1 protein-coding gene and 1 pseudogene are annotated in these 1,382 nt (G+C 33.6%); both read left to right on the top strand.

Translation table 11 applies throughout. The features are described from left to right. Positions 1 to 102, top strand: a pseudogene (locus EAE90_RS23130) (IS30 family transposase); the annotation flags it as partial. Between the two features lie 366 nt (positions 103 to 468). Beyond that, a partial coding sequence (locus EAE90_RS23125) for a fucose-binding lectin II (RefSeq protein WP_214055435.1) occupies positions 469 to 1,382 on the top strand: 914 nt, incomplete at its 3' end.

Genomic DNA, 1,382 nt, shown 5'->3' with positions numbered 1-1,382 from the left:
TTTGTGGTAAACCGATTAAATAATCGCCCCCGAAAAACCCGGGGAGGGAAAACCCCGAATGAATTATTTAAAGGAATACGAACATGTTTACTTCCGGATTAACGATGTTGCACTTATTATGTGAATCCAAGAATCAATTTAATATATTTTTAATATGTTATTGTTAAAACAAAAAACAAATTAAACAGCAATACAAAATAGCGTATTACACCTTAATTGCATAATATAAGCCTTATCTCCTAGTATATATTTATTTTTTTGCAAAAAAACAACATCATTAAATCAATAAATAATTTATTAATATATAATATTGTCACAATCTATCTTTTACATTAGTTTTCACAGTGTGAATTTTTCTGTTTCTCCAAATAGTTTTAATGTCATTATTACTATGTTTCATCTATAAACAAGAAATTTAATAAATGAAAAATTAATGACAAACCTAAAAACCATAAAGGATATACATTAATGAAACCATATGTCTATTTATTCCTTAATGCAGAGAACGCTAGATTTAATGACACATTAAATATACCAGATAAAAACTACCATCAACCTATCAGTAATGATTGGCCCGACCTTCCTATCGAGTTTCAAAGACATATTGATGATGTGATTAATTTAAATGGTTATTTATATTTTTTTAAAGGATCTCAATATCTTAAATTCAACATAGCGAGAGCCAAAGTAACTGATGGTCCAAAATTTATTGCAGATGGGTGGCCCGGATTGAAAGAAACCGAATTCGAAAATGGGATAGATGCGGCCATAGAATTAACAACAAGTAGCGTTTGTTTCTTTAAAGGCAGTGATTGCATTGATTATGCCGTAAACTCACACACGATTAAGCGAAAATCTATCTCAGACAGATGGGAAATAACAAAGACATACCCAGAGTTTAGTAAAAACCTGAATGCTGCTACATGGAGAAAAATTCATCAAGATAATCCTTTTATTGATTTCCTCAAAGACGATCAACATATCGGATTTTATCCACAATCACATACTCTTGCACATGGAATTGTTCCTGTTACTGCTTATACCGGAGGAGCCTTCAAAACAGCTCAAGCAGCGGTATTGATTGACACCGATTTATTAGGCAGTGACCGAGGCAATAATGGAAGTTGTGGCGGAACATGTGGCACCAATGACACAGGTAAACACTGTTTCCAGTTACCTCAAAGTATTCGATTTGGCCTGACAGCCTATTCTAATACCGATATTCATCGGCAAACAGTAAAAGTCTATATTGACGATCTTCTGGTAGATACATTAACCGGCAAAGGAACAGATAATCTAATGGCGACTAAAGCCTATACATCCGGTACAGGCAAAATCTGTATTGAGATTGAAGGCGATGGTAAACCCTGCAAGCTCCGTTA

Origin of the sequence: Photorhabdus caribbeanensis (assembly GCF_018448885.1) — a bacterium.
GTDB classification, from domain to species: Bacteria; Pseudomonadota; Gammaproteobacteria; order Enterobacterales; family Enterobacteriaceae; genus Photorhabdus; species Photorhabdus caribbeanensis.
Note: the sequence above shows the minus strand (reverse complement) of the source record. Positions and strands in the feature narration are given on the sequence as shown.